Source organism: Dyella sp. (genome assembly GCF_035486915.1).
Classification (GTDB): domain Bacteria; phylum Pseudomonadota; class Gammaproteobacteria; order Xanthomonadales; family Rhodanobacteraceae; genus Dyella_B.
In genome coordinates this window covers 22,252-29,646 of sequence record NZ_DATHMR010000126.1, presented here as the reverse complement: position 1 = coordinate 29,646, position 7,395 = coordinate 22,252, and the positions used below count along the sequence as shown (strand labels likewise).

General features: G+C 60.8%; 10 protein-coding genes. 5 read left to right on the top strand and 5 right to left on the bottom strand.

What is annotated here, in order from left to right:
• Positions 1-474, bottom strand: a 474-nt coding sequence (locus tag VK725_RS09840) for a magnesium chelatase domain-containing protein (protein WP_325317875.1), incomplete at its 3' end; no start/stop codon positions are given.
• Positions 475-616: 142 nt separating this feature from the next.
• The gene (locus VK725_RS09835; RefSeq protein ID WP_325317874.1) at positions 617-874 is read right to left on the bottom strand and encodes an accessory factor UbiK family protein; all 258 of its coding nucleotides are present in this window, start codon (positions 872-874) and stop codon (positions 617-619) included.
• A 173-nt stretch (positions 875-1,047) separates the two neighbouring features.
• On the opposite strand from VK725_RS09835, the gene glnK reads away from it, so the two are divergent.
• Positions 1,048-1,386: a P-II family nitrogen regulator gene (gene glnK, locus VK725_RS09830; protein WP_325317873.1), complete on the top strand. Its 339-nt coding sequence runs from the start codon at positions 1,048-1,050 to the stop codon at positions 1,384-1,386.
• On the opposite strand, the gene VK725_RS09825 is transcribed toward glnK, so the two are convergent.
• Together VK725_RS09825 and gpmA are read right to left on the bottom strand one after the other, a co-directional pair.
• A complete protein-coding gene (locus VK725_RS09825; RefSeq protein ID WP_325317872.1) occupies positions 1,383-1,931 on the bottom strand; it encodes a DUF1453 domain-containing protein in 549 nt (182 codons plus the stop codon). The genes glnK and VK725_RS09825 overlap by 4 nt on opposite strands.
• 89 nt (positions 1,932-2,020) lie before the next feature.
• Positions 2,021-2,764, bottom strand: a complete 744-nt coding sequence (gene gpmA / locus VK725_RS09820; RefSeq protein WP_325317871.1) for a 2,3-diphosphoglycerate-dependent phosphoglycerate mutase — start codon at positions 2,762-2,764, stop codon at positions 2,021-2,023.
• 146 nt (positions 2,765-2,910) lie between these two features.
• Between gpmA and VK725_RS09815 the strand changes: the two genes are divergently transcribed.
• A complete protein-coding gene (locus VK725_RS09815; RefSeq protein ID WP_325317870.1) occupies positions 2,911-3,552 on the top strand; it encodes a hypothetical protein in 642 nt (213 codons plus the stop codon).
• Between the two features lie 10 nt (positions 3,553-3,562).
• Here the strand turns inward: VK725_RS09815 and hemF are convergent, their stop codons facing one another.
• Positions 3,563-4,471: an oxygen-dependent coproporphyrinogen oxidase gene (gene hemF / locus VK725_RS09810; RefSeq protein ID WP_325317869.1), complete on the bottom strand. Its 909-nt coding sequence runs from the start codon at positions 4,469-4,471 to the stop codon at positions 3,563-3,565.
• A gap of 153 nt (positions 4,472-4,624) precedes the next feature.
• Between hemF and VK725_RS09805 the strand changes: the two genes are divergently transcribed.
• Genes VK725_RS09805 through VK725_RS09795 form a run of 3 tightly spaced genes read left to right on the top strand, consistent with a single transcriptional unit; the run spans position 4,625 to position 7,388 of the window.
• Positions 4,625-5,839: a beta-ketoacyl-[acyl-carrier-protein] synthase family protein gene (locus VK725_RS09805; protein ID WP_325317868.1), complete on the top strand. Its 1,215-nt coding sequence runs from the start codon at positions 4,625-4,627 to the stop codon at positions 5,837-5,839.
• Positions 5,836-6,627: a beta-ketoacyl synthase chain length factor gene (locus VK725_RS09800; protein ID WP_325317867.1), complete on the top strand. Its 792-nt coding sequence runs from the start codon at positions 5,836-5,838 to the stop codon at positions 6,625-6,627. Before VK725_RS09805 ends, VK725_RS09800 begins: the two co-directional genes overlap by 4 nt.
• Positions 6,624-7,388 (top strand): glycosyltransferase family 2 protein, encoded by a 765-nt coding sequence (locus VK725_RS09795; RefSeq protein ID WP_325317866.1) that lies wholly within the window; start codon positions 6,624-6,626, stop codon positions 7,386-7,388. Before VK725_RS09800 ends, VK725_RS09795 begins: the two co-directional genes overlap by 4 nt.
• The last annotated feature ends 7 nt before the right edge of the window (positions 7,389-7,395 follow it).

Here is a 7,395-nt window from a genome sequence, read left to right as displayed (position 1 = left end):
GTCGGCTACCAGCACATCGACTTCGGGAATCAGCGCGGCTTCTTCAGCGTTCGCGCGCGGGACAACGACGCGGCGTCCACGCGCACGTGCGCGAATCAACGCAGGCAACACGCCGGAAACGGGGCGCAACTGACCGGAGAGCGCCAGTTCGCCCAGAAATTCGCAATCGTCGAGTTTTTCGCGCGGAACCTGATGACCGGCAGCAAGAATGCCCAGCGCGATGGCAAGATCGAAGCGGCCACCGTCCTTGGGCAGCTCCGCTGGCGCCAGATTCACCGTGACCCTGCGATTGGGGTATTCGAAAGCGGTGTTTTGAATCGCAACGCGGACACGATCACGCGCTTCGCGGACTGCCGCTTCAGGCAGTCCGACGATATTGGTACTTGGGAGGCCGCCGGAAAGATGCACTTCCACCATCACCTGTGGCGCAGCTACCCCTTCCTGGGCACGGCTTAGCGTGACGGCAAGACTCATGCGCCGGAGTATACGGAGATGATCGAGGAGTCGCTGTGAGACCGTTCCATCGGGCGACTCCATCTGTCAGGGGCGGAAGAAAACGGCCGCCCCCGATTCCTTGGGGTGATGGTGACAAATCGGGGGCGGCTACCGGAACTGGCTATGTCCCTGGGGGTGACACGCCGGCTTCCAGCTCCGCCACGCGCTTTTCGAGTTCCTCGACCCGGGCGCGGGTACGCGCCAATACTTGGGTCTGAACGTCGAACTCCTCCCGGGTAACTAGCTCGAGATGGCGCAATCCCTGCGCCAGGATATCGCGAAAATTGGCGCGCAAATCCTTATGCGCGTCTGCCAGCCCTGGCGGTACCAACGAAACAAGTCGAAGGGCAATTTGGTCGATATCCTGCCTTCCCGTCATGGTAGGCACCTCGAACTCGTCGGTGATGAGTCTATGTAGAAGTGGAAATTGAACGCCATCGGCTTGATCCAACAGAATGTGTAGGCATTGTCCTACACGGTGGGACAGGCTGCTTTCAGGTAGAGCCAGAATGTATGCTGCGCAGCGCTGACCGGTCCGGTAGAGGAAATCTCATGAAATTGATTGTGGCAGTCATCAAGCCCTTCAAGCTGGACGATGTCCGCGAAGCGCTGGCTGAGGTCGGTGTGCAGGGTATCACCGTGACCGAGGTGAAGGGTTTTGGCCGGCAGAAGGGCCATACCGAGCTCTATCGGGGCGCCGAGTATGTCGTCGACTTTCTGCCCAAGATCAAGATCGAGGTGGCCGTGCCGGACGATCAACTCGATCGCGTGGTCGAGGCCATCACCCAGTCGGCCCGCACCGGCAAGATCGGCGACGGCAAGATTTTCGTCAGCAGCCTGGAACAGGTGATCCGTATTCGCACCGGTGAGCTGGACCACGACGCGCTTTAAGTCTCCACCTGCCCCGGGCGCTCGCGCACGATGCGTTGGTGGTGGATCAGCAGCCCCGCGAAGTAGCAGACGTAGTAGCCAACGATCAGGCCATAGATGCCCAGCGTCAGCGGGCTCTGACCGATGCTCGGGCCGTGCACGGGCTGCGCGGCGCCCGTTGAGTCCATCAACTGGGGCGAAACCATCGCAAGACGCCAGACGATGCGCCCCAGAAACAGAATCATCAGCAACGCACCGATGTATGGGTTGGGTATGTAGCAGTCGCCCTTCACGGGATCGAGTTCGAAGCGCGTGAGGTTCAGACCGACCAGCCCGAGCGCCACGCCCAGCACCACGCCGCCGCCAATCCCCAAAAGCAGATCGGTATTGCGTACCAACATGGCGTACACGACCGCCAATGCCCCAACGATGGCGAACACGGTGACGCGAGTGATCATGCGTTTGCGCCGAATCGGCTGCAGACCAAACTGGCTGCGCACGCGACTCCATACGCGCAGCGCAACAATCGACATGATGATCAACGGAGCGATGAAATGCGGCGTCATAGCCTTAACCTGCACCCGGAAGATGGGAGCAGCTTAGCAACCGCACGCATGACAGGCGACTGACGTCCGTCATGCATTTGCGGCCCGCGTTACTTGGCTTTGCCCTGATTCGCCACCGCGGCCATTTTTGCGGCAATCGCATCGGCATCGCCCAGGTAATAGTGGCGCAGCGGCTTGAGGTTATCGTCGAACTCGTACACCAGCGGCACGCCGTTGGGAATATTCAGCTCCACGATGTCGTCATCGGAAATGCCGTCGAGGTATTTCACGAGCGCGCGTATGGAGTTGCCATGTGCCACCAGCAGCACGCGTTCGCCGCTGCGAATGGCCGGCGCCAGCATGTCGTTCCAATAGGGCATGACGCGAGCGACGGTGTCTTTCAGGCACTCGGTATCGGGAATTAGCTTAGGATCGAGATCGGCGTAGCGCGGGTCGCGCAGGGATGGATTCTTGTCGCGATCCAGGGCCGGCGGCGGGATGTCATAGCTGCGGCGCCAGACCTTCACCTGATCCTCGCCGTACTTGGCCGCGGTTTCGGCCTTGTTGAGCCCGGTGAGCGCGCCGTAATGACGCTCATTGAGGCGCCAGTCTGTCACCACCGGAATCCACATCAGATCCATCGCGTCCTGCACATGCCACAGCGTGCGCACCGCGCGCTTGAGCACGGAGGTATGCGCCACGTCGAAGTGATAACCCGCCTGAAGCAACAGCTCCCCCGCTTCGCGCGCCTCCGCGGCGCCCTGTTCGGTGATGTCGACGTCGGCCCAGCCGCTGAAGCGGTTTTCGAGGTTCCATTGGGATTGGCCGTGGCGGATGAGTACGAGCTTGTGCATGGCGTGAATTCGACCGAGTGCTGGGCAAGTGCGAAATGGTGAGGCCCGCCAGCACCTCCGTCAATCGCAGACCCTGCCAGGAGTCACGGTAAACGTCTGGCCGAGTTGTGGCATCAAAGGCGATAACCCCACCTGGAGCTTGCCTCATGCGTCTTTTCGTCCCCGCCCTCGCCCTCGCTATATCGCTGCCGCTGGCCGTGGCGGCCCAGGATATCGACAAGATCAACGGAGAAATCAGCGTGGATGCCGGCCAGCATGCCGGGGACGTGCACAGCGTCAACGGCGGCATTCAAGTCGGCGCCAACGCTACGGTACAGAACGCCAGCACGGTCAATGGCTCCATTCACCTGGGCGAAAACGCTCAGGCCTCGTCACTGCATACGGTCAATGGCAGCCTCACGCTGCGCACGGGCAGCCGCGTCACAGGTGAAGTGCGAAGCACGAACGGTGAGATCTCACTCGATCGGCGGGCCGATGTCGGCGGCAATCTATCCAATGCGAATGGAACGATTACGCTCGATCACGCACACATCGGCGGCGGCATCGCGACGAGCAATGGCGATATCACGATTGGTGATGGCTCTCGCGTGGACGGCGGACTTATCGTCAACGAAGTGCATGGACGGAACTGGCCCAACCGCGATCCTGAGATCGTCATCGGCCCGCACGCTGTCGTGAACGGTACGCTGGATTTCCGCCGCGAAGTGGTGCTTGAAGTCAGTGACTCCGCACAGATTGGACCCGTGCGTGGCGCCATACCCAAACATTTCAGCGGCGCAACACCCTGATCGATACCCATCACACCCAATCGCGCGGCTTGAGGTAATCCGCAAGCCGCGCTTCGGGTGAACCTTCTTCCGGTTGATAGGCGTATTCGAAACGTACACGCGGCGGCAGACTCATCAGAATCGATTCCGTGCGTCCACCGGATTGCAAACCGAACAACGTGCCACGGTCGTAGACAAGATTGAATTCGACATAGCGACCGCGACGATACAGCTGAAACTCGCGCTCGCGCTCGCCATAAGGCATGTCTTTGCGACGCTCGGCGATAGGTAGATACGCATCGAGAAAGCCTTGACCGACGGCTTGCGTGAATGCCAGGCAGCGATCGAAGCCGCCTTCGTTGAGATCGTCGTAGAACAATCCACCCACGCCGCGCGTTTCATCACGGTGCTTCAGATAGAAATACTCATCGCACCATTTCTTGTAACGCGGATAAACATCGTCGCCGTAAGGTGCGCACAGATCGCGCGCCACCGCATGCCAATGCTTGACGTCTTCATCGAACGGATAGAACGGCGTGAGATCGAAACCGCCGCCAAACCACCACACCGACTCCACACCCGGTTTGCTAGCTTGGAAATAGCGCACATTGGCGTGCGTGGTCGGCACGTACGGATTGCGCGGATGCAGCACCAACGACACACCCGTGGCGACAAAACTGCCGCCGGCCAATTCAGGGCGATGGGCGGTGGCGCTGGGCGGCAGCTTGTCGCCATGCACCAGTGAAAAGTTCACGCCGGCCTGCTCGAATACATTGCCGTCACGCAGCACGCGTGTGCGGCCGCCACCGCCGCCCGGACGTGTCCATGCATCTTCCACAAAGGTGGCTTTGCCATCGATCTTCTCGACCGCTTGGCAAATGCGGTCCTGCAGCGTGCGCAAAAAATTCTCGGCTCGTTCGACTTGCTCGCTGCTGTTCATTCATCCCGTCCGTCAACATGGCGTAGGGAAAGCTTAGCAAGGCGGCGCTCACAAGCCGATGCATCGCCACTTGCATACGGCTGCATGAACGCCAGCTAGAAGGGCGATTGAGCCCTTCTAGGCAAGCCCCGGAGCGGTCGCTAGGCTCATGACATGCGTGTGACAACCCTCCCTCTTGCGGTAACGGCATACACCGCCACGTCCGCGCTGGGCCTCGGCCTGGACGCTCATCTGCACGCGCTCGACAAACAGCGCAGCGGGCTGCGCATCAACGATTTTGGCGATGCCCCGCTGCCGTGCTGGATCGGCCGCGTAAACGGCCTGGAAACTGCTGCCGTGCCCGCCGATTATGCAAAATGGGATTGCCGCAACAATCGGCTCGCCTGGCTGGGCCTGAATCAGGACGACTTCTTTGCACAGGTTCATGCAGCGCGAGAGCGCTATGGCGCCGCACGCGTGGCTTTGTTTCTGGGTACCTCCACCGCCAGCATTCGCGCAACGGAGGAAGGCTATCGGCGTGTGGACCCTGCCGGCCGAATGCCGGCCGATCTGTCTCGTCCGTCCATTCACACGCCGCACTCTCTGACCGCTTTCGTTGCGGCGGTACTGGGCATCGAAGGACCTTGCCTGACGATCTCCACGGCGTGCTCCTCCAGCGCCAAGGTATTTGCCAGCGCAGAGCGGTTGATGCGACTGGGCATCGTCGATGCGGCGGTGGTGGGCGGCGTCGATTCGTTGTGCGACAGCGTGCTGTTCGGATTCAACTCGCTGGAACTGGTTTCGCCTGATCCCTGTCGTCCCTTCGATGCCACGCGTCGTGGCATCTCCATTGGCGAAGCGGCCGGGTTTGCATTGCTTGAACGCATCGATGCGAACCCGAAGGTTTCGCTGCGATTGCTTGCGTGCGGCGAATCCAGCGATGCACACCACATGTCCACACCTGATCCGAACGGCTTGGGCGCGGAACTGGCGCTGCGCGATGCACTGAATCGCGCGAAGATCGATGTTACGCAAGTGGGATACATCAATCTGCACGGCACCGCGAGCCAGAAAAACGACGCGATGGAAGCGGCGTTGGTGGCGCGGTTGTTTCCGACCACAACTCGAATCAGCTCCACCAAGGCGCTAACCGGCCATACGCTAGGTGCTGCCGGCATCGTCGAAGCCGTCATCACGCTGCTCGCCTTGCGCGAAGGGTTTGTTCCCGGCAACACAGGCGCCACTACGCCCGACCCTGCCTGCACAGCGCACTTTGCGTGGGAGAACGAAAACCGCCCGGCGCGCATTGCACTCAGTCATTCCTTTGGCTTTGGCGGCAGTAACGCGTGCCTCGCCTTTGGACATGCGTGTGCGGGAGCAAACTCATGATCGAACTGCGCGTTCAAGTCGACGGTGTCGGCGTCTGGTCGCCGCAGCTGACCGGTTTCGATGCGTTCCGCCGATTGCTCGACGGACAGGCGCTTGAAGAACCCATTGCACGCCCGAGTGCAGCAACCCTGTCGATCAACGAACGTCGCCGCGCACCGGAAAGCGTGCTTGTTGCCATCGAAGCGGCATCGCAAGCGGTAGCGATGAGCCGCCGCAACGCCGACAGTCTTGCGTGCGTCTTCGCATCGGCCTATGGCGATCAGGCAACGACCGATTACATGTGCCGCGTATTGGCCAGTTCACCCACCGAACTTTCGCCAACGCGCTTTCACAATTCCGTCCACAACGCGTCGGCCGGTTATTGGACGATTGCTACGGATTGCCGCGCGCCTTCGACCGCGGTCTGCGCCGGGCATACCAGTTTTGGTGCTGCGCTGTTGGAAGCCGCAGCGCAGGTGTGCGCAGACAATCGCCCCGTTTTACTTGTTTGCAGCGATACCGCCGGCACGGGTCCGCTCGGCGAAGTGATCGATTGCCGCATCGCCTTTGGCTGCGCGTTGGTGTTGTCGCCCATTTCGGATACTGCCGCGTTACCACTGCATCTCTCACTGATTCCGGAAACATCCGGCGACGCGCAACTTCCTCAGCCTTGCAAGGAATGGATGCGCGACAACCCTTCGGCAGCGTGCCTACCGCTCCTGGCGGTGTTGGCTCGCGGCGTCGGTCAATGTGTTTTGGCAGCCTCTGAACGGCTTGGGTTGCGCGCACAGATGGAGGTCACTGCATGAACGAGACGATACGTTGGTGTGTACTGATCCCTTGCCTGAATGAGGAAAAGGCCATCAGTACGGTGGTGAAATCCGCGCTCGCCTTGGGCGTTCCCGTTATCGTGATCGATGACGGCTCGGACGATCGCACGCCGGATATCGTCGGTACGTTGCCCGTCACCCTGTTGCGCCACACGCATCGTCAAGGCAAGGGCGAAGCGTTGCGCACGGGTTTTCGCGAAGCATTGCACCAGGGCTTCGACGCGGTCGTTACGATGGATGGCGACGGCCAGCATCTGGCTGAAGATATTCCACGGCTCGTCGATGTCGGCAAGCGCTTCCCGGATCACATCGTGATCGGCGCGCGACTTCTTCACCGCGAGCAGCAACCCACGAGTCGCCGTCGCGCGAATGCCCTCGCCGACTGGGGCATCTCATGGGCATGTGCGCAACCGGTTGCGGATTCGCAAAGCGGTCAACGCTGGTATCCGCGCAGCGCCCTGGAGCTGGTGGAGCTCAATGCGCAGAATTTCGTGTTCGAAGCGGCGGTACTTATCGCTGGCTCACGCGAGAAAGGATTGGGAATCGTGTCGGTGCCGATTGCCTCGCGTTATGAAGGCTCGTTCCGCCTGAGTCACTTCAGCCCGATTCGCGACGTCATGCGCATCACGGTGTACACCGTCGGTCGCATGTTCCATTACGGTCAGTGGCGCGCCAGTTATCGTCGTTCGCGCGCGGAACCGTTGGTCATCGACGATACGTTTTCGCGTCACGCCGCGTAGCGCTGCA

What these genes read in the sequence shown, in the direction of transcription:
- glnK (WP_325317873.1), top strand. Translation starts at nt 1,048, where the DNA reads ATGAAATTGATTGTGGCAGTCATCAAGCCCTTCAAGCTGGACGATGTC.
- VK725_RS09825 (WP_325317872.1), bottom strand. Translation starts at nt 1,931, where the DNA reads ATGACGCCGCATTTCATCGCTCCGTTGATCATCATGTCGATTGTTGCG.
- VK725_RS09835 (WP_325317874.1), bottom strand. Translation starts at nt 874, where the DNA reads ATGACGGGAAGGCAGGATATCGACCAAATTGCCCTTCGACTTGTTTCG.
- VK725_RS09815 (WP_325317870.1), top strand. Translation starts at nt 2,911, where the DNA reads ATGCGTCTTTTCGTCCCCGCCCTCGCCCTCGCTATATCGCTGCCGCTG.
- VK725_RS09795 (WP_325317866.1), top strand. Translation starts at nt 6,624, where the DNA reads ATGAACGAGACGATACGTTGGTGTGTACTGATCCCTTGCCTGAATGAG.
- hemF (WP_325317869.1), bottom strand. Translation starts at nt 4,471, where the DNA reads ATGAACAGCAGCGAGCAAGTCGAACGAGCCGAGAATTTTTTGCGCACG.
- VK725_RS09805 (WP_325317868.1), top strand. Translation starts at nt 4,625, where the DNA reads ATGCGTGTGACAACCCTCCCTCTTGCGGTAACGGCATACACCGCCACG.
- VK725_RS09800 (WP_325317867.1), top strand. Translation starts at nt 5,836, where the DNA reads ATGATCGAACTGCGCGTTCAAGTCGACGGTGTCGGCGTCTGGTCGCCG.
- gpmA (WP_325317871.1), bottom strand. Translation starts at nt 2,764, where the DNA reads ATGCACAAGCTCGTACTCATCCGCCACGGCCAATCCCAATGGAACCTC.